The organism is Paenibacillus amylolyticus (assembly GCF_050990605.1).
GTDB classification, from domain to species: Bacteria; Bacillota; Bacilli; order Paenibacillales; family Paenibacillaceae; genus Paenibacillus; species Paenibacillus amylolyticus_H.
Map to the genome: position 1 here is coordinate 5,220,431 of NZ_CP158832.1, position 20,402 is coordinate 5,240,832.

General features: G+C 46.4%; 13 protein-coding genes. 6 read left to right on the forward strand and 7 right to left on the reverse strand.

Annotated elements, in window-relative coordinates; genetic code table 11:
* The 7 genes from ABTV53_RS22960 to ABTV53_RS22990 all read right to left on the reverse strand — a co-directional run bounded on the left by ABTV53_RS22960 (window position 1) and on the right by ABTV53_RS22990 (window position 12,667).
* Window positions 1-3,216, reverse strand: coding sequence for an alpha-mannosidase (locus ABTV53_RS22960; RefSeq protein WP_433746885.1), 3,216 nt, complete (start codon window positions 3,214-3,216; stop codon window positions 1-3).
* A 4-nt stretch (window positions 3,217-3,220) separates the two neighbouring features.
* Window positions 3,221-5,575, reverse strand: coding sequence for a glycoside hydrolase family 3 N-terminal domain-containing protein (locus ABTV53_RS22965; protein WP_433754327.1), 2,355 nt, complete (start codon window positions 5,573-5,575; stop codon window positions 3,221-3,223).
* Window positions 5,576-5,611: 36 nt separating this feature from the next.
* A complete protein-coding gene (locus ABTV53_RS22970; protein WP_433746888.1) occupies window positions 5,612-6,532 on the reverse strand; it encodes a carbohydrate ABC transporter permease in 921 nt (306 codons plus the stop codon).
* A 23-nt stretch (window positions 6,533-6,555) separates the two neighbouring features.
* Entirely contained in the window at window positions 6,556-7,485 is a 930-nt protein-coding gene (locus ABTV53_RS22975) for an ABC transporter permease (RefSeq protein ID WP_421891651.1), read from the reverse strand.
* Between the two features lie 77 nt (window positions 7,486-7,562).
* A complete protein-coding gene (locus ABTV53_RS22980) occupies window positions 7,563-9,035 on the reverse strand; it encodes an ABC transporter substrate-binding protein (RefSeq protein WP_421891654.1) in 1,473 nt (490 codons plus the stop codon).
* Window positions 9,036-9,315: 280 nt separating this feature from the next.
* A complete protein-coding gene (locus ABTV53_RS22985) occupies window positions 9,316-10,836 on the reverse strand; it encodes a response regulator (RefSeq protein ID WP_433746893.1) in 1,521 nt (506 codons plus the stop codon).
* Window position 10,837: 1 nt separating this feature from the next.
* On the reverse strand, window positions 10,838-12,667 hold the full coding sequence (locus ABTV53_RS22990; RefSeq protein ID WP_421891659.1) for a sensor histidine kinase: 1,830 nt from the start codon (window positions 12,665-12,667) through the stop codon (window positions 10,838-10,840).
* A gap of 276 nt (window positions 12,668-12,943) precedes the next feature.
* Between ABTV53_RS22990 and ABTV53_RS22995 the strand changes: the two genes are divergently transcribed.
* The 6 genes from ABTV53_RS22995 (at window position 12,944) to ABTV53_RS23020 (ending at window position 20,384) form a co-directional block, all read left to right on the forward strand.
* On the forward strand, window positions 12,944-15,754 hold the full coding sequence (locus ABTV53_RS22995; protein WP_433746897.1) for an endo-beta-N-acetylglucosaminidase: 2,811 nt from the start codon (window positions 12,944-12,946) through the stop codon (window positions 15,752-15,754).
* Between the two features lie 298 nt (window positions 15,755-16,052).
* The gene (locus ABTV53_RS23000) at window positions 16,053-16,400 is read left to right on the forward strand and encodes a winged helix-turn-helix transcriptional regulator (protein ID WP_433746900.1); all 348 of its coding nucleotides are present in this window, start codon (window positions 16,053-16,055) and stop codon (window positions 16,398-16,400) included.
* A 157-nt stretch (window positions 16,401-16,557) separates the two neighbouring features.
* A complete protein-coding gene (locus ABTV53_RS23005) occupies window positions 16,558-16,731 on the forward strand; it encodes a hypothetical protein (protein ID WP_433746902.1) in 174 nt (57 codons plus the stop codon).
* A gap of 68 nt (window positions 16,732-16,799) precedes the next feature.
* Window positions 16,800-17,687, forward strand: a complete 888-nt coding sequence (locus ABTV53_RS23010; RefSeq protein ID WP_433746905.1) for an SDR family oxidoreductase — start codon at window positions 16,800-16,802, stop codon at window positions 17,685-17,687.
* 725 nt (window positions 17,688-18,412) lie between these two features.
* Window positions 18,413-19,807 carry an N-acetylmuramoyl-L-alanine amidase gene (locus tag ABTV53_RS23015; RefSeq protein WP_433746908.1) on the forward strand — a complete coding sequence of 465 codons (1,395 nt, stop codon included), beginning with the start codon at window positions 18,413-18,415 and terminating at the stop codon, window positions 19,805-19,807.
* 31 nt (window positions 19,808-19,838) lie between these two features.
* Window positions 19,839-20,384 carry a GerMN domain-containing protein gene (locus tag ABTV53_RS23020; protein ID WP_421891684.1) on the forward strand — a complete coding sequence of 182 codons (546 nt, stop codon included), beginning with the start codon at window positions 19,839-19,841 and terminating at the stop codon, window positions 20,382-20,384.
* The last annotated feature ends 18 nt before the right edge of the window (window positions 20,385-20,402 follow it).

The following is a 20,402-nucleotide window of genomic DNA, read 5'->3' on the forward strand; positions in this document are numbered from 1 at the left end:
TTACCGCAGTAGCACGGTTTGTATTTGGTAGGGTTTAAAAGATAGTGTAATCTGGCCGTTGGTGTGGGCCAGTGGTTTGATCGGTTCTTCCAGTGCGTTGGAATGGTGCGCTTGCTCAAAGGCATGCGGCCATTGCAATGTGATGTTTTCGCGTTTGCCTGACGATTCATAGAAACGTAGCAAGGTGCCGTGTCCATCCTCTGCCATTTTGACGGTATCCAGAATGACGTGATTGCTGTTGAAATCAATCCAGGAGCCTGTGGCTGGAAGAGAATGTGCAGCATTTGCAGTTGCATCTGCAGTTGGATATACTCCAGACCCTGTGCTTTGTTGTGATTGATCCCTCTGTTGCATCTGTTCCATCGGATGCGCTTGCTGCGACTGTTGTGTTTGCTCTGCTTGTTGCACGACCACTCCCGTGTTCAACTCAGCTGCCTGACGTACGGTGTGTGCTGTTCGCCAGTCTCCGTCGTGTGGGTACAGCGAATACGTGAATTCATGCTCTCCCAGATCAGCGGTGCGATCCGGCCACTTTGGTGCACGAAGTAAGGATAAACGGATGGTACTTCCCTGCACGTCATACCCGTATTTGCAATCATTGAGCAGGCTCACGCCGTATCCATATTCGGATACATCCACGAACCGATGTCCACAGACCTCATACTGGGCTTGTTCCCAGCTTGTGTTGCGATGCGTTGGTCGTTCCAATGCGCCAAATGGAATCTCGAATGTGGCCTTGGAGGTCACCACATCAATCGGGAAACCGACTTTCAGCAGCTTGTGATCTTCATTCCAGTTCACCTGTGTCTTAAAATCAATTCGCCGTGAGTCATGATAAAAGACGATATCTTGTGTGATTTCCGATTGATGTAGCTTCCAGCGGAAGCGCAGGACATCCTTTGTTGTGCCCGCCAGCACCAGCCTTTTCTCCAACAGCTCCACTTCGCCAGCAATCTGCTCCTCATAACGACTGTCGATATCCCATGCATCCCAGAGCGTTGGACGATCGTGGAAGAAGTGAAGCTGATTGCCACGTTCACCCGGCTTCAGCATCTCACGCTCAGCGGTCTTATCCCACAGACGAGTAATCTCTCCCTGTTCGTTAAACTGCGCATGATAATATGCGGTATCCCATGTATCAATGAAAGTTGGTTTCGAGGCAAGGTTGGCCTTTTCCCGTACATTCGTTTCCCTTGTATTTTCCGGCACCAGCCAAATTGTTTTATATCCAAACGCCGGAATGTCCGTGACGAGAATAGACATGCTGCCATCCTCCCGATCCATCCGCAGGCGCTGGCCTTCTTCATCGATACCGTAGCGATCCAAGCCATCATGCAAAGGCAGCTGAACGACTGCACTGCGTTTCCACCCCAGGCTGTTGAACACAACGTAGGCCACTGAACCTTCTGGGCCCTCTGTGTTGATACCCGTTGTCAATGCTGTAACACCCTGGTTCAATCCGTTCTTACCTAATTCAAATACCTGTACATATTCCGCATCCGACGTCACGTAAGACTCCGTAATTGCCGAGCCCGGAATAATATCATGGAATTGATTCAGCAAAATTAGTTTCCAGCCGTCATGCAGATTCGAACGCACGCCAGCTTCTGCATCCGCCCCCATATCAGGCAGAGCGAGTGTATTCCACAACTCAGCTTCACGATATAGAACTTCCGCTCTTCGATTGTTACGCTTGTTGCGTGCATGTGTCGTGTAGGTTCCCCGATGTAACTCCAGGTACAGATCACCATGCCACTTCGGAAGTTCAGGTTGTTCCTTTTCAACTCCGGCAAAGAAAGCTCCAGCTGTGCTATATCGACTGGCGGGTTGCCCCACCATCAGGTCAGCGCGATCCACATACTCCAGCATTTCGCGTGTTACTCCACCGCCACCATCTCCGTGTCCGTATAGAAGCATATGCTGCGGATGCGCTGCTTTCTCACGGTAGGACTGCCAGTGATCATGGATGTCCTTCGGCAGCGTGTGCTCATTAACACCATGATTGAGGTAAGACAGAATTGGCGTGCCGTCAATGCCCACCCAGTGAAACAGATCATACGGAAACACATTTGTGTCATTCCATCCGAGCTTTGTTGTCATGAAATATCCCACGTTGCCATGCTTCAAAATCTGCGGCAGTGAGGCACAGTACCCGAACGTATCCGGTAACCATTCAATCTGTGATGTCTTGCCAAACTCCTCCATATAGAAACGCTGACCATATAACATCTGGCGAATCAGAGACTCTCCGCTTGGAATGTTCAGATCCGGCTCTACCCACATGCCGCCAACCAGTTCCCAACGTCCTTCTGCAATCCGCTGCTTCACCCGTGCATACAGCTCGGGATCATGCTCCTTCAGAAATGCATACAGCAACGGCTGACTCTGGGAATAAACATAGTCCGGATATTCATTCATAAGTGCATCCACGGTGGAGAACGTACGACTCGTTTTGCGTACCGTCTCGCGTACAGGCCATAGCCACGCAATATCAATGTGGGACTGCCCCACCATATGCTCCAGGCCCTCCGCATTACCGCCAATCTCACGCACATGATGCTTCAGATTTTGCTCAATCTGGCGAATACCCTCTCCCTGCTTGATTTCTTCTGCTGACATGCCTACAAATTGATCCATCGCACGATACACCAGTTCTAAGAGGCGAACTCGCCTGAAGTCACTTTCCGGCAGCAGCACAGCCGAATCACGTACAATGATGACCGTATACATCAGACTGCGAACCGCTTCATTTGGCCTGACCAGCAGGCTCGTAATTGATGTCATCGGCGGCTGAATAACCGCCTGTTGATTCAAGGGGTCCACGGGTTCAGGGACCGGATCAAACATCTCGATCTCCAGTTCCGGAGCGTTTCCAACTTTGGACGGATCAAGCGTGACGTAGGTGTGATTGCGGTCCAGACCCTGATAAGAGTGCCCATTCACGCGCAGCAAGCCTTCGCCTCCGGTTTCAAATACAAGCCCATAAGGCGCTTGCTGCCATGTAACAGGGATCTCCAGACGTGTTCTAAAGAAATATGTTGTTCCCTGTTTGCTCGGAAAACGCTCAAAGTTCTGTCCTTCCGGGTATTCACCCTGATCCTCATACTGTCCTGGCACGTTATAATAAGCGCGAGTAATGTCCCAGTTGCGCAGCTGCAATTGCTCCAGCCACTGATGTTCGGACAACTCGCGAATAAATCGTCTGATACGTTCCAAAGTCTTACGCCTCCCTTACAGTCAGTTCGGCCATTTGCGTATCGTTAACGCTGCTGCCGATATGAATATGGAATTGTCCCGGTTCAACGACAGGCTTCAAATCACGACCAATATACTGCAACTGCTCGGCTCCGATGCAAAACTCCACGGTCTGTGTCTCACCAGGCTCCAGGTTCACTTTTGCAAATCCTTTCAGTTCCTTGGCGGGACGAGTCAGTGAGCTGACCACATCAGAGATGTACATCTGTACAACTTCTGCACCTGCATAACGGCCGCTGTTGTTCACATTCACCGATACCGTAACTGAATCACCGGCTGTCATGGACGCATCACTCAGCTGCGGTTCACTGTACTCATATGTGGTATAACTCAGTCCGTATCCGAATGCATAACGTGGCTCCAGATCTTCTTCGAGGTAACGCTTGCCTCGGGAACGTTTGCCGTTATAATAGATCGGTAATTGTCCGACATGCTTCGGAATGGAGATCGTCAATTTGCCTGACGGATTCACATCACCGAATAGAATATCTGCAATGGCATGCCCGCCCTCTTGACCCGGATACCACGCCTCCAGAATCGCATCGGCATGTTCATCCACCCAAGGTTCAGTGATGGGACGACCATTAATGTAAACAACGACAAGCTTCTTGCCGAGCTTGTGAATCTCCTGAATGAGTTCCAACTGTACTCCGGCAAGACCCAACGTCATACGGTCGATCCCTTCGCCGCACTCCATATCATTCCAGGAGTTATCCGATACATTGGAAGCGCCCGTTTTCAGATCGATCGTTCCTTCTCCGAAGTCACGCGCACTGGAGCCGCCAACCACCATAATGACTGTATCTGCCTGGCTGGCAACTTCGATTGCACGTTCAAATCCTTCTTTTGAATCCCCTTTAATCCGGCAGCCTGGTGCATATAGAACCTGATCTGTACTGCTGTCACCAGTCCTAGGACCAACAGAACTCTTCTCCGTTTGCCCATCCACATGACTAGCCAGCTTACTGCGAATCCCGTCCAGTACAGTAGCTACTTTGGATTTCGGTTGTGGCGACGTGTAATCACCCAGTTGATTATAGGCCTGATCCGCATTGGGACCAATGACGGCAATCCGACCCACATTTGCTATCGATAGAGGTAACGTGTCAGCCTCATTTTTGAGAAGTACAACGCCTTCCGCAGCCAACTGTCGTGCCAGCTGAACATGCGCTTTACTACCAATCACTTCTGCTGCACGATCGGCATCCACGTAAGGCTGTTCGAATAAGCCCAGTCTGAACTTCAACGCCAGCACACGAGAGACAGCCTGATCCAAAACCTGCACATCAAGTTTGCCTTCTGCCACCGCCTGCACCAGATATTGCCCGAACATCTCACCAGACATTTCCATATCAATGCCTGCCTCAATCGCCTGTACCGATGCATCCAGTCCATTGGCCGCAACATCGTGCCCACTTGCCAGCATATTGATCGCACCACAATCCGTAATGACCAGACCGTCAAAGCCCCAATCCTTACGCAATACCTCTTCCAGCAATTCCGTATTTACGGTGCAAGGTGTGCCATCAATTTCGTTATATGCCGGCATGATCGACGCCGCGCCAGCTTCCACCGCTTTGCGGAATGGATAGAGATCCACTTCCAACAGTTCACGCCAGCCCATATGTACAGGCCCTGCATTGCGTCCACCTTCCGAGCTGCCATAACCAACAAAATGTTTCAGCGTTGCCGCTACTGTATCTCCACGCTCCAGACTTTCACCCTGAAGCCCTTCCACGGAAGCAACTGCCAGTTCCCCAATGAGATACGGATCTTCTCCGAAACATTCCTCCGTACGTCCCCAGCGCGGATCACGCACAACATCCAATACCGGAGAATAGGTGACTGCACCGCCTTGAGCACGTGTCTCCCTGGCTACTGCCTGGCACATCTCCCGGTATAAATCCACATTCCATGTACTCCCCAGTAAAAGGGGGACGGGATAGACCGTTCCGTCAATGGCCATATGACCATGCGAGCACTCTTCCCCGATCAGAATGGGAATGCCCAGCCTGGAATGCTCTACTGCATAGCGTTGAATGAGATTGACCGCCTCAGCGCCTTCTCTGGCGGATAATCCATTTTCCAGCGTAACGCCAGTCCAGGGATCGGCTCGAAGCGCCCCATAGAGGGAGCCAATGCCCCCATTTTCCACTTGCTGCTTAAACGATTCATTTAACGTGATGTTCCCTTGATCATTCGTATAGGTCTGCCAGCCAAATGGCTGCGTAAGTTGGCCTACCTTTTCTTCCGTAGTCATCAGGCTAAGCAGGTGTCGTACCCGTTCCTCTACGGATTTGCTCTGGTCCTTGTAAGTCATCAATCTGCATCTCTCCAATCCTATAGCAAGATCCGGTTATTCTTTGACCGCGCCCACCGTCAGACCCTGTACGAAGTAACGTTGGAAGAACGGATAAGCGAATATAATCGGCAACGTGGCAAGCACAACCATCGCCATTCGGGACGTATCCTGCGGAATGGACTGCATGGCTGCCAGACTCATCGAACTGTTCGCAGAGTTCTGCTGGATAAACTGGATACTCGACTCAATCCGCATCAGCATCGATTGCAGGGGTACCAGATTGGGATTATCGATGTATAACAGCGCATTGAACCAATCATTCCAGTAACCGAGTGTACTGAACAACCCGATGGTTGCAAGTCCCGGCAAGGAGAGTGGAATCACGATTTTCATAAAGGTATAGAATTCTCCGGCGCCATCAATCTTCGCCGATTCAATGACTGCATCCGGCACACTGGTGGAGTAGAATGTACGCAGGATCATAATATAGAAGGCATTCATCGCCAGCGGCAGAATCAGTGCCCATAACGTATCTTTCAACCCAAGCAGCTGGGATACAACCATATAGGTCGGAATCATCCCGCCGTTGAACAACATGGTCAGAATCGCAAAGATGGAGAAAAATCTCCGATATCTGAAGCTCTTGCGGGAAATCGCATACGCATACAGCGACATCAAAATCAGACTGATAATGGTACCAAGTACCGTTACCAGAATGGTAACCCCGTACGCACGCAACAGCGTGTCCCCACTCTGCCAGACAAACTGATATGCCGCCAGACTCCATTCTGTCGGAATCAGACGATATCCATCACGGGCCAGTGCTTTCTCGTCCGTAAACGAGATGATGACTACAAATATAAAAGGAAATACACAGATCAGAGCGAATAGACCTGCGATGATGTTCATGATTACGTTCCAACCGCTGGATACGTGGTGGAAGTCGCGTTTTTTAACAATCCCTGCTTGAGCCATGGTGGTTCACTCCTTTCCCTGTCCTAGAATAGGCTGCTGTCTTTATCTACTTTGCGCACAACATAGTTGGAGATCATAACGAGTACAAAGCCTACGACGGATTGATACAATCCCGCAGCTGTACTCATGCCAATCTCACCACTTGTTTTCAATCCACGATATACGTACGTATCAATAACATTCGTCACGGAATAGAGCGTACCCGAATCCCTAGGCACCTGATAAAATAATCCAAAGTCGGCATAGAAAATGCGGCCTACAGCCAGCAAAGTCATAATCGTAATAATCGGCGACAGCAACGGAATCGTAATATTGCGAATCTGCTGCCATTTGCTTGCCCCATCAATCATGGCTGCTTCATAAAGCGATTTATCAATCCCCAGAATGGAAGCCAGATAGACAACGCTGCTATAACCAATCGTTTTCCATAACGCTACGAACACCAGAATATACGGCCAATATTTCGCCTCGGAGTACCACTGAATCGGTTCCACCCCGAACCAGCCAATAATCTGATTCAACATCCCGCGGTCCATACTCAGGAAGCTGAAAGCGAAGTAACCAACGATGACCCAGGATAGAAAATACGGCAGAAACATACCCGTTTGATACAGTTTGGCGAGTCTTTTATTCACGAGTTCGGAAAGAAGGATTGCCAATGCTACAGAGAATACCAGTCCAAGGAAGATAATGGCGATGTTATAAAAGAGGGTGTTGCGTGTAATGAGCCATGCGTCACTTGTGCTGAACAGGAATTTGAAATTGTCCCAGCCCACCCATTCGCTCTTCATCAGACTTGCCCAGAACCCTTCACGGCTGAAGCGATATTCCTTAAAGGCAGCCACTGTACCCACAAGAGGCAAGTAGGAGAAGAAGAAGAACCAGATGGCGCCTGGCAGCACCATGAGCAGCATGACCCGGTTTCTAATCAGGTTTTTCAAAAATGTAGTCATTGTGGAGTTCCTCCTTCAGGCTTGAATGAAAAAGGACCGGACGCGATAAGCAGCCGCCCGATCCTTACGATGTACTGTTACTTGTTTTCCGCTCTCCAGGCATCCAGCTGGCTTTGGGCTTCAGCCATTACTTTCTCCAGTCCGGCTTGATTGAATTTCTCAATCACTTGATCCAGATTGGCTGCCGGGTCCAGTGTACCTGTCATCAGTGCTGCCCAATACTGCTCTTTCACGTTCTGTACCGCCGTCAGTTCGGCAGATACATTGCTTGCATCAAAGTTAAAGCTCAGGATCGGGGAATCAATACCTTCTGCGTTAAACTTCTTGAACTCATCCCATTTGTTATCCGGGTCATTGCTGTTCAGATAGAGCAGCATGTTATTCCCAAGGGAGTATGAAGGCATATCGTAGTTTTTCGATTCAGGCAGATTTTCCATATGCGTGTCATCCACTTTTTTGTAGTGTGTGCCCTCGATACCGGAGTCCACCATGTTGCGCAGCACCGGATCTGTATTCAGCAGGTTCAGGAACTCCATCGCTTTCTCTGGATATTCCGAGTTGGCCGAGATGGCCATAATGGAACCTTGTACCGATGTATTCGTTATAATGGCGTCACTTGCAGGTGTTGAAACCACTTGATAACCGTAACTTGCAGACCATTGGTTGTCCGCGAGCGGCTGTGTCTGTGCACGATCCAGGAACCAGTTGCCCGATGTTGTCAGGTCGTTCGTGGAACCTGTTGTAGCTGCTTCTGCGGATACATAACCGGCTTTGTAGTATTTGTGCATCGTCGTAAGTGCTTCTTTCATTTCAGGTGTTTCCAATATGTTCACGAGTTTGTAGTCCGTTGTATCCAGCTTGATTGCCATCGGCAGGTTCTGAATGACATAGTCATACGGCACGTAAGGAACATAGTTTTTATCCATGGCAAATGGTGTTACACTCGACTCGTTTTCCTTAATCGTTTTGAGCAGAGGCTCCAGACTGTCTAACGTACGAACGCCAGAGATGTCCAGCTTGTATTTATCAACCAGCATTTGGTTAAAGCGCCATACCTCTTGTTGAGGCAGCTCCTTGTTGGCTGGAATTCCGTAATTGTGTCCGTCTACCTTCGAACCACTGAGGAATGCAGGATCAATGGTCTTGGTGAGATCCTGACCGTATTCGGCAAGCAGGTCATCCAGTTCGAGGAATGCGCCTTTTCTGGCATTTTGTACATAATCGAATCCACCAGAAGAAGTGAACAGAATGTCCATTGGCTCACCGGATGCTACGTTAACCTGCATCTTCTGCGGGTAGTCACCCCAGTCCACCATCTTCATCGTTACCGTGGCATTAATTTTCTCTTTGGTATACTTGCTGACTTCTTCCATCACTTTATTGACGTCTTTCTGAGGGGTACCGATGGTATACCAGATCAACTCGACTGCGTCATCTCCTGCTCCCCCGGATTCTGAAGCATCTTTGCTTCCTCCACAGGCACTAAGTACAAGTGTAACGGCCATTAACAATGCAAGAACGAGTGAGAAGCGTTTTCTTTGTTTACTCATTTCTTTGATCCTCCCTTTTCGTGTTCCCTTAGGCACTACTTACTAACTGCTTTAACCTTATCGAATGAAAGCATTTACAAAAAGAAGATAAACTTAAGTTTTCGAGGTACAAATTAAAGAGAAATCGTCCTTGGACCACTATTTTGTACCTGTTTAAATAAATCGCTTACATGAAAGAGACATGCCGGGTAACGTATGGCATGATCTTCATGCTGCCATTCCTGTTCCCGATATGTCTCTTGGATCTCTGTCCGTACAGTTGAATCTACCGGTCACCAAATTAACCAAACACCTTGAAATCCGTCGGTGAAATTCCCACATACTTGCGGAACTGTTTATAGAAATACCCTGTCTCCCAGTACCCCACATTTCGGGCGATCTCATGTACCTTCAGATTGGTATTGCGCAGCTGTTCTTTCGCACGTTCAATCCGGTATTTATTGATGTATTCGGCAAACGTCTCTCCAGTCTCCTTATGAAACAACTGTCCCAAATACACCGGATGCAGATGATAGTGGGCACCCAGCAGCTTCAGGGAAAGTTCTTCTGCGTAGTGTTTGTCGATATGCTGAAGGACTTGGTTCACAATTGGATTCTTCAGATCCTGCAATAGGGATTGGATCGTCTGCGCTGCAACTTGCTGAAGCGCCCGCACGAGTTCATCAAAAGTGCCACTGTCCAGCACAAGTTGGAGCCCTTGTTGGTATATGGCAGACTCATCCGAGTGTTTGATGCTCTCCAGTTCCATTTTGAAGCGAATCACCACTTCCAATGCGGTATTCTGTAACTCCCCAGGCGTAAGCCCATTGCGATGCTGTTCAAAATCCATACGAATCCGCTCCGCAAGTTGTTCTGTATTCCGGGACAGAATCAGTTTCGCGTAATCCCTCCAGTCAATGAAGAAGGACGCTGCCGAGTTGCCGCAACGATCCAGGATGGCATGGTCGATGACTTTCAGATCGGGATAGATCATCACGTATTGGAGCGCCTTTTTTGCCTCCTCATAACTGGCCGGCGCATGGTATATCCCCTTCATCAACCTGCCCGCCCCAATACGTACCGCAGGATGTGTTACTGAGATGGCATCGGATAAAGCCCGAAGACCATCCATTAACTTCTGTTCCTCATCCTCGTTACCCTCGACATTGGCAACAATGACGAGATCACCATCGATGTCATGAAAGACATTCAAATGGGACTTGTCCTTCAGCATCTCCTCCACACGTTCAAACATGCCGAATGTTTGCCCTTTGTCTTTGTCACGCAATATAGCGACAGCCACATCCGAGGCGTCCAGCGAAAGGTTCATGAACCGGGCACGTTCCTCAAATTCGGTAGCTGCAATCTGTCCCGTAAGCCATCGATGAAGAATGTTATCTTTCAGAATCTGAATGCCATACGCATCATCGGCTTGAGGTGTCACTGTATGATCCAGCTTGGACGCTGTATTGCTCAGCGTGGATTCCAATTCCTCCACATTAATCGGTTTGAGCAAATAGTTTTCGATCCCCAGCTGCATGCCTTCCTTCAGATATTCGAACTCATTGAAACCACTCAGGATAATGACTTTCATCTCAGGTTGCAATCGCCTTGCTTCCCGAATTAGGTCAAGACCATTCATGAGTGGCATGGATATATCCGTGATCAGGATGTCCACAGGCTGAGAGGAGAGCGCTGGTAATGCTGCCTGCCCATTACCTGCATGGCTCACAATTTCCATACCAAATGAAGACCAATCTACAATATCGTATAACCCTTCAATGATGAACGGTTCATCGTCCACAATAAACACCTTGTACATGTTAAACTCCCGTCCCTTCTGTATGTGGATAACGCACCCTGATCCTTGTTCCCTCACCGAGGGTGCTCTCTATGGTGATACCGAACTCTGGCCCATATAGGAAGCGCAATCGACTATGAACACTGCGCAGCCCGAACATCTGACCAGACTCTTCAGGACGTTCCAGTTCTTCAAGGATTTCCGTCAGGCGTGCCGGTTCAATGCCTTTGCCATTATCTTTGACTTCCACTTGCACCACATCATCCGTCTCTTCCACAACAATCGATAATCGGTTATCCGAACGTTCTGTCTGAATACCATGCACAACATAGTTCTCAATGATGGGTTGAAGCGAAAGTTTCACCACCGGGTGTTGATAATAAGCAGCGTCGATCTGGATCGTATATATAAAAATATCCTTATAGCGGATTCGGAATAACTCCAGATACAAACGACAAGCTTCCATTTCATCCTTCAGCGTGTAGTTCTTCTTCTGCTGTACCAGACTCTTGAACAATACAGATAGGCTATAGATCATCTCGCCAACATCTCTCGCTCCCTGGGATATGGCCCTCATCCGAATCACTTCAAGCGTATTATAGAGAAAGTGCGGATTGATCCGCGCCTGTAAAGCGACCAGTTCGGTCTCCTTCTGTTTAATCTCGGCTTTGTAGACCCTTTCAATATACAGATTCAGCTCGTCCAGCATATCGTTAAAGCTATGTGAGATCTGCCCCAGTTCATCATCACGCGGATCGTCGATGCGAGCCGTCAAGTTGCCATATTTCACTTTCTGCGTGAAGCGAATGATTCGGCGGGTGCGTTTCGCAAAGTTAATAATGAAAAACGCCGGAACCAACACGGCAAACAGAATACACACGATACTGATCGAGATGATCGTATTGCGAATGCCCGCATAGGTTTCAGCCATCTCTTCCACCGGAACGGTACCAATGACCACATAACCCTGATCCGCGGAGACAAACTTGTTCACATACATGTTCTGCTCCTTTTTCATTGAATCCATATCCGTCTGATCAAACAGGGAATCGGCCACATTCACGTGGGGATACTTCTTCCCGTAATACTGATTGTTGGAGTCAAACAAGACTGTACCTTTCGCCGATAATACCACGATTTCTCCCTTCAGATTACTCTCGTAGTTATCCAGTGCATTTCCGATTCCCTCCGAGTCAAAGAAGACAAGAAATTGGCCCAGATTGCGAAGAGTCTGTGTATTGTTAATCGGTACGCGGATGGAATAGAGCGCTGGGTCCCATTGATTGATCTCTTTGCGAATCCAGGAATTGGGGGCACTGATATTGGGCGTTTCCATCGCCATCACGTCAGGAATATAGGAATGGGCTATATTGGTATCCAGCTTGCGGAACTGCTTGTGTTGATTGAAGGTGGACAGATCCTGCTGCTCCGCGCTATACAACATGAGTTGGTTAATCTGCGAATTGCGATCCATAATGTTCTGAAAATGTTTCAACACGTCGGCCGAATAGTCGTCCTGATTGGCATAGTATCCATTCGTCATGTGCTGAACATATTCAGCGTAGGAGTGATTCATCAGATACGTAATGTTGGCGGAGAGTGCCTCATTCTGATGCATGTCCCTCACCATGTTTTGTACCGATTCATACTGCTGATGAATATAACGATCCACATGTTCCATCGCCGCTTTCTGGATCGCCAGTTCCCGGCGAATCGTGGAGTCGGACACCGACAGAAAGATGATATAAGACAATGTAATGATTGTGACAATCGATATCATCGAGAAGATCAACAGCATTTTCATAAACATATTATTTTTGAAGAAATTATTGTAAACGCTAACAATTTTCAAGTCACATGTTCCCTCCGATGCTGTGATGACAGAATAACCTTCCAATCGCTGTTATCCCCAGATTTTTCGATTCCCTTATGTTTAGTTCAACTTATATAGAATTATATCATTAGCCTTCTGACATTAACTTGTCACCTGTAACTTTTCTTTAGTTTGTACTCGCGATTCTTTAATTTCACCCTATTTAAAAACGCTTTCATCCACTATCGTTAACCATAAGTTTTATCTTTGTGTAAAAGAATACCAACCATTCATTCCACTTGAAGGAGGAACAGCATGACACGCAAACTCAAACCGAAAGGCATCATTCCCAAGGTCACTGCCATGGTCCTGACTACGGCTCTGCTTGGACAAGTTGTTGCATCATCCGTTTATGCCGGAGACACGCTCCCTTACACTGGTGAAAGTGCCAAAGGAGTGAATCAGCCCTATCAACACGGTTACACCTCAGCCCAGATTCTGAACTGGACACCTGAAAGTGATATCCATGGTGATCTGCTTCGTGCCCATGTTCCCTTGCAGCCTCGTAATGAAGCATTCGCTGCTACACAGGCATATCCTGAGCTTAGCCCGGACACCCAACTCTTCACGATGAGTGGTGATTACGGCAATGCTTTTTTTGATAGCACCCCTTATACCAATGAATTCAGCCAGTACTTGTTTAATTATTGGCAATATACGGACTACTACAGCTATTGGCATGGTATGGCCTCTGCCAGAGTACCGGAGGAGCTTTACGACCCGAGTAAGGAATGGACGGAGAAATACTTCGAGTTTGGCATTTTGAACATTCCGAATCCGGCCTACACCAATGCAGCCCACAAAAATGGCGTCAAGTCCATTGCCAACATCTTTTTCTCGGACAATGACCGTGGGCCACAAACCTATAAACAAATGCTGATCCAGGATGAAAACGGCAATTTTCCTGTAGCAGAGAAACTTGCCGAGATGGCAGAGTACTACAACTACGATGGATACTTCTTCAATCAGGAAGAGGTTGCCCGGGGTGTAGCCCCTGAGGATATCGCTTCCTACAAAAAATTCATGAAATATCTAAGAGATAAGGGCCTGTACGTTCAATGGTATGATTCCACCATCAATACAACAGGCAAAATTCAATACCAGAACCAATTTAACAGCCTTAATAGCCCCTTTGTTCAGGATTCCGTTCTCGGCAGAGTCTCGGATTCCATCTTCCTGAACTATGTATGGAACCACAAGATGCTCCGCGATTCCCGTGATCATGCCCTTAGCCTGGGACTTGATCCACTGGAAACCGTATTTGCTGGTGTTGAAGGTGGTCATGACAGATTCGGTCGCTGGAAGCAATCCTACGACCTGCGCCATAACCTGGATGAGAACGGTCAGCCCATGAACAGTATCGCCACATTGGGTGCTGATTTCACCCACAACGCACTGGATGAAGAGATGGGCGATGGCAGCACCAATCACCGAGCCGAGGACAAGTACCAATGGATGACCTTTGTGCGCGATCGTGCCTGGTGGTCTGGACCGAATCAAGACCCGACAGATGCGCGTCGTAATGCTTCTGCCGATCTATCGGATGTGTATGCTTCCGGTGCAAACTGGGATGGGATTGCCGCATATCTTACGGAGCGGTCCGTCATCAACGGCTCTAATTTTGCGACAAGTTTCAATACCGGCCACGGTCTGAAATATTATGAAGACGGCGCCGTCTCGAACGACAAGGAATGGTCCAATATCAACATTCAGGATATCCCTGTTACCTGGCAATGGTGGATGGATAGCGAAGGCGACAAGCTGAGTGTCGATTTTGATTATGGCCCATCTTATGAGAAAGGCGCAAGGTACAACTACGAATCCATTGGCGCATTCCAAGGCGGTAGCTCACTCGTGGTGAACGGTACATTGAACGCGGAGAACTTCCTGCGCCTGTACAAGACCAACCTGTCCGTCAACAGACAATCCAAACTGGAGCTGACGTATAACAAGCCGTCGACTAGTGACTCTTCCTCCCTGCATGTTGGGTTAATCTTCGAAGATGATCCATCCAACGTGATCAACGTAAATGTGCCTAATTCAGGCCAGCATACGGAAGGCTGGAAGACAGCTACACTGGATCTGAGTGCATATCAAGGCAAGACTATTGCTGCTATGGGATTGTCCTTTGACCCGAACGGTAAGACCATTCAGAACTATCAGATGAACATTGGTGAGATCCGTATGTTCGACGGTTCAGCGGCTGTGCCGGATGCACCGACTGGATTCCATATTGCCAAAGCACTGACCAACACCAATGAACTGGTTGTCACATGGGACATGAAGGACTATTCAGAGGTCAAGCAATACAATTTATATGAAAATGGTGCCTATGTTGGCGGCGTGTATGATTCCACTTTTTATATCAAATCGCTCAAACAGCCATCTGGTGAACTGTCTATCCGTGCTGTTGGTGCAGATGGTACCGAGAGTGAAGCAACCGTCCTGCCTTATGATCTGAATGCAGCCGTTCAGAATATTGATCTGAAATTCAAAAAGAACGGCGATGCCATCGTAAGCTGGAAAAACCCGAAGAAAGCGAAAGAAACGGGCAAAGACAAAGATAAGAATACTGACAAAGATAAAGACAAAGGTAAAGGCAACGAGTCAATTCAGCTCACACTACAAACCGAATACACGAAAGAACCCTTCACCAAGTCGCTTCAGGTCAAAAAAGGAAAAACCTCTGCCGTTCTGACCGGACTTCCGACCAATGGTGAGCATTACGTACTGAACATCGCCATTGGCGAGCAGAATCGGGTAACCCATACCGGACAGCTCGCAGATCTTCAGATTACACCATACGCCAAGGAAAAGGTCACGGTAAAAGATGGGAAATACACCCTCGCCCTGCCGGATTTGGAGGACTGGTATAAGATCTATGTTTATGAAAATGGGGGAGCACGTGAATTCGGCGTCACTTACGTTTCGCAGAAATTCCCGTATATCATTCGGGGAAGAACAAAGCTGAGTGAACTGACCTTCACACCAGCGTCCAGCAACAGCTCTTTGAAGCTGGTCATTGAGGATTATGCAGGCAATCAAGCCACGACAATTTTGAGGTAATTCTAATTTTCGTGCACGCCTGTATGCTAGTTGAGATACGTACAGCCCTTCACTTCCCAAAGGAAGTTGAAGGGCTGTTTGTTCCTGTAGGAACGCACCCACCCGCTGAGCAATCATTGCTTATGGCACACAAAACGCTCTCACCCGTGTCAGATCCAGACTATCACCGTCCGGTAACACTATCTACCGCCAGACGATCTTTGTCGTTACCTACTTGCTTACTTAGTTAGGCATTTTGATGCCTTCATAACACATGTACTATAATAATGGGAATTAAATGAGGGATGGTGTTTCTTAATTGAAAACTTTTTATTGTGATCTTGAAATTACCTTAGATGTCATTGGCGGAAAGTGGAGACCTCTTATTCTGTATTACTTAATAAAAGGTCCTAAAAGGACTGGTGAATTGAAAAGGCTCATACCAACAATTTCTCAGAAAATGCTAGTCCAGTCGTTGCGGGAGTTGGAGAGCAATAATTTAATTATAAGAAAAATGTACAATCAGGTACCACCAAAAGTGGAATATTCCATATCAGAAATGGGTATGTCACTTGAACCCGCTTTGCGAACTCTTTGTGATTGGGGTCAGATCTTTGCAGAGAAGACGTTGAGCAAGGATGAATATCAGAGATTACATGTAGAATAGAATAATTTCAAATATCAATTTATGATCTTATTCATCCAATTATCACTTTTTGGTTACTATATAACCAAAAAGTACGTACTATTTTAAAAGTGCTACATGGTACATAATGAGCCTTGTAATATAAAGAAAATTAAAAAATTGATAATAGGAGTGTGTGGTGATCTATGAGATCTGGCAAGGAACAAGAGAAAGTTGGATTCAACATGAACTTACTAAACCTTATCGTGCTGAGTATGAAGGTGCGCGTACCAACCTCATTGATGATAGAATCGTAAGCTGGCTTGAACCAGTCGGTGAATGGGGTAGTACACTGACGAATGTAAGACGGTAAGTTTTCAAGATGAGAATGTGAAAACAAATATTTTCATGTATTTATAGACGTTCAAAGGAGTTGTTAATATGGGGAAAATACTTATTACTGGAGCAACAGGTAATCTCGGTAGCAGAACGCTAGAACTTCTTCTCAAAAAAGTTCCGTCAAGTCAGGTCGCTATATTAGTCCGTGATCCGGAATCTGATAAAGTGGCAAGATTTATTAAAGAAGGTGTGGAAGCGCACCAGGGCGACTATTTTGATTATAACTCTCTTCTACGAGCTTTTGATGGTGTTGAAAAAGTGATGCTCATTTCCGCGGTAGCATTTACCGATCGCAATACACAACATTTCAACGTCATCGCTGCTGCAAAGCAAGCCGGGGTTAAGCAAGTGATCTTCACGTCGATCATACGAAAAGAAAATTCAAATCTTATTTTGCCCGAAGTAACGATGTCAGACTTATTTGCTGAACAAACACTTAAAGCATCCGGATTAGACTATACCATTCTACGGAATCCACCGTATCTCGAAGTCATGCATTCGTATTTCGGAGATGCGCTTAAAGTCGGCGTGCGAGTACCAGAGGGTTCCGGTAAAGTAGCCGCTGCATCTCTGGATGATTTGGCGGCAGCCAACGTAGCCGTTCTCACCCAAAACGGGCACGAAAACAAGTCATATTCTCTAAGTGGCAGCGAGGGAAGCTCTTTCGAAGACATCGCTGCAGCCCTCTCGGAGATTAGTGAGATCAATATCCCTTATGAGGCAATTTGCGAAAAAGAATATATAGACGCTATGGTAGCGAATGGCTTACCTGTTTTTATGACTGACTTCTTATTAGGTTGGGTGCAAGGAATTAACACTGGAGAATTCTCGGAAACGTCTGGAGATCTTGAACGTCTGATTGGCCGAAAACCAATGTCATATAAGGAATTCTTTAAACTCAAATCTCCGTTTTCTAAAGTTAAAAATTGAAGCTAGTTAGCTTAATGAATTGGAGTATTGAACATTAGAAAAACACATATCTAGTCAATTAAAAAAGCCCGGTTCAAACCCGGGCAACATACACTTTTGTATAGATCATTTACTAATATATTCAACCATCTTCTGATGCAATTCCTTCTCTGAACATTGAAAGATACCATTAAAATCCTGAGGGTTACGGATCAATTTATTTAACGAATCTATTCCATATTGTTGAACAACAAACTCCACGAATAGGTACGAGAACTGAAAACCCTTCATCGTATCGAAATCCCACGTATCGTTATCTAATTGTTCGAACGTTGGGATTGCTAAATGTTGAATAGCCTCTTTCGTTGTACCCTCAATAAAGTCCTAAGTCATCCCCTTGGCTTCATATCCACCAATCCCTTGCCTAATCCATTTCGGAGCCTTCGGATTAATTTCACTTATCAGCCACACCGTTTTGTTCATTTCCCTCGGGCACTTTTTAGATACAATACAGCAAGCAGCAAAGTTAAACCGGTTAAAAAAATTAGCCAGAACGAATTTCAGCAGTGGTTTAAATTAGATAAATAAAAAACACATTTTCTTTACGACTTTTATGTCGTTTGTAGCGTTCATATTAGTGAACAGAATATTATAGTAAATTTGGGTTTTCATCAAAGAAACAGGAGGTGATTGGTTTTTCCCCCGTTAGGAGTCTAGTACTACGCAAATGATAACCGAGGTGTAAAATGAAGAAATCTATTATCCTGTTCCTTTTCAGTATGCTACTACTCATGCTAATTCCCATGCACACCCATGCAGCCAGTCATCAAACTAAAATTATTTTAGATGGCCAAGAGCTAGTTTTACCTAATGATGTTGAAGTCGTCAATGTAAGAAGCAATATTATGATTCCTATTCGAGTCGTCGCTGAGAATTTAAAATTCAACGTGAAATGGAACCAAAAAACACAAAATGTAAATATCGAACAAGCTTCCACTGCAATTTCGTTGACCGTTGGGAAGGATCAAGCTACAGTCCAAAACAACACCGTCCAACTTAATATCGCTCCACAAATGATCAAGAATACGGTTGTTGTTCCTCTGCGTTTTGTTAGTGAAGAGATGGGTCTGCGAGTGGGCTGGAATAACAAAGACAAGATTGTTACGCTAACCAGCAATAATGGTTCACAACCAGCTTCACCCTCTCATGGAAATGATGCAGCCACTAACCTGGTTCATGATATAACGTATGCCAATAATCAACTCGTCGTCTCATTAGACCGTGAAGTTGCTCCAGTCATATCTACACTTAAAAATCCCGAACGAATTATCGTGGATTTCCCATCCACCAATTTCGGAAATATGGGGCAGGTCCCCTCTGGAGGATCCATGGGAAGACTGGATGTTAACGAATTCCCAAGTGTGACTGATATACGTTATTCTCTTTTCAAAAATGATCCTCCTCAGGTTCGAATTGTAATTGAATTAAACAATATAAGTTCGGTGAATTACACACAACAGACAATCGCCGGCAAATTTATCCTGGATCTAAGTATGGCAAATGAACCTGCACCCGCACCTGCAACTCCTGTGAACAGCGGCAAAAAAATCGTCGTTATTGATCCGGGACATGGAGGAAGTGATCCAGGTACAATAAGTTATACCAAGCAACCCGAGAAACATTTTGCCCTTGCTTTAGGCCTAAAAGTACAGGCTCTTTTAGAAAATGAACCTGACATAGAATTAATGATGACTCGGGAAACGGACGTCTACCCTACACGACCGGAACGTGTCAAACTTGCCAACGATCTCAATGCAGATGTGTTTGTATCTATACACGGTAACAGTGTCCCTGCTGCTCCTCAGATATCGGGAACGGAAACGTATTATTACCAACGGGAGAGTAGTAAAGCACTAGCGACCCTCATTCATAAAAATCTGATCGATGCCTTGGGATTTAATGATCGTGGCGTTAAGAACGGAAACTATCAGGTCATCCGAGAAACCACGATGTCTGCGGTTCTTCTAGAAATCGGTTTCCTAAGTAACCAGATTGAGGAGGAGGCCATGATGTCGGAAACCAATCTAAATAAAGCGGCACAAGCCATTGTGGATGGGATAAAAGAGTATTTGAAGCTATAGGGCAGTGAATAATTTAAGAGGATGTGCTTCTATGAAAAAAAGATTCTATTTGGCTATCACCATTTGTGCCATAAGCATACTGGCAGTAGGCTGTGGTACCAAACCTCCTTCCACTAGTCCAGTGCAGGGTTCCGATCCGGCAAGTACAACACCAGCACCAATAACTAACCCGAGCGAAGAAAATGAAGAATCTCAGGAAATTGAGGTTTTTTACGCGGATGATCAACTATTACAAGTAGAGCAACATAAGAAGGAAATTACATTCAAAGATGACTCCGAAAAATACAGTAAAACCTATGCGGCCCTTCAAAGTAGTGATCAAACCGAACTCATTCCATTGTGGAGTAATATTGAACTCCTTTCTGCTACTTTTGATCAAGGGAAATTAACGCTGGATGTGCATATTCCCGATGAAGCAAGATTAGGGTCTGGCGGAGAGCTTTTAGCGATCGATGCTTTGAAAGGAACCTTTTTTCAGTTCGATGAAGTAACCAGTATTGACTTGCTTGTTGACGGAGATGCAACCGACAGTTTAATGGGTCATGCAGAATTAGAACATCCACTAACCCGTGAATAGATCCATCGAAAAAACATC

What these genes read in the sequence shown, in the direction of transcription:
- ABTV53_RS22995 (WP_433746897.1), top strand. Translation starts at nt 12,944, where the DNA reads ATGACACGCAAACTCAAACCGAAAGGCATCATTCCCAAGGTCACTGCC.
- ABTV53_RS22980 (WP_421891654.1), bottom strand. Translation starts at nt 9,035, where the DNA reads ATGAGTAAACAAAGAAAACGCTTCTCACTCGTTCTTGCATTGTTAATG.
- ABTV53_RS22975 (WP_421891651.1), bottom strand. Translation starts at nt 7,485, where the DNA reads ATGACTACATTTTTGAAAAACCTGATTAGAAACCGGGTCATGCTGCTC.
- ABTV53_RS22965 (WP_433754327.1), bottom strand. Translation starts at nt 5,575, where the DNA reads ATGACTTACAAGGACCAGAGCAAATCCGTAGAGGAACGGGTACGACAC.
- ABTV53_RS23010 (WP_433746905.1), top strand. Translation starts at nt 16,800, where the DNA reads ATGGGGAAAATACTTATTACTGGAGCAACAGGTAATCTCGGTAGCAGA.
- ABTV53_RS22985 (WP_433746893.1), bottom strand. Translation starts at nt 10,836, where the DNA reads ATGTACAAGGTGTTTATTGTGGACGATGAACCGTTCATCATTGAAGGG.
- ABTV53_RS22970 (WP_433746888.1), bottom strand. Translation starts at nt 6,532, where the DNA reads ATGGCTCAAGCAGGGATTGTTAAAAAACGCGACTTCCACCACGTATCC.
- ABTV53_RS23020 (WP_421891684.1), top strand. Translation starts at nt 19,839, where the DNA reads ATGAAAAAAAGATTCTATTTGGCTATCACCATTTGTGCCATAAGCATA.
- ABTV53_RS23015 (WP_433746908.1), top strand. Translation starts at nt 18,413, where the DNA reads ATGAAGAAATCTATTATCCTGTTCCTTTTCAGTATGCTACTACTCATG.